Here is a 309-nt window from a genome sequence, read left to right on the forward strand (position 1 = left end):
GCCGTCGTGCCGCCGAGGTAGCTGTTGCTGGTGTCGCCATAGGCCAGACCACCCGTCGCGTAGACGGCGAAGCGGTCAGCAGCGTAGCCGAGCTTGGCGCGGACGGTACCGACATAGTCGATTTCCTGCGTGGCGCCGAACACCGTCGTGGAGCCCGGCAGCGTGTAGGACGACGAGGTCGAGGCGTCGATGTAGCTCAGGTCGGCAACGGCACCGATGAGGAAGTTGCCCATCTGGTAGTCGTAACCGACGTGACCACCGCCGATGAACGAAGCCTGGCCGTCATCGCTGGAACCGATGAAGGAGGAG

General features: G+C 64.4%; 1 protein-coding gene. It reads right to left on the reverse strand.

The features are described from left to right. Positions 1–309: outer membrane protein (locus AUL30_RS19985; protein WP_407638295.1), on the reverse strand; the 309-nt coding region annotated here is incomplete at both ends.

Source organism: Aureimonas frigidaquae (assembly GCF_001463905.1).
Classification (GTDB): domain Bacteria; phylum Pseudomonadota; class Alphaproteobacteria; order Rhizobiales; family Rhizobiaceae; genus Aureimonas; species Aureimonas frigidaquae.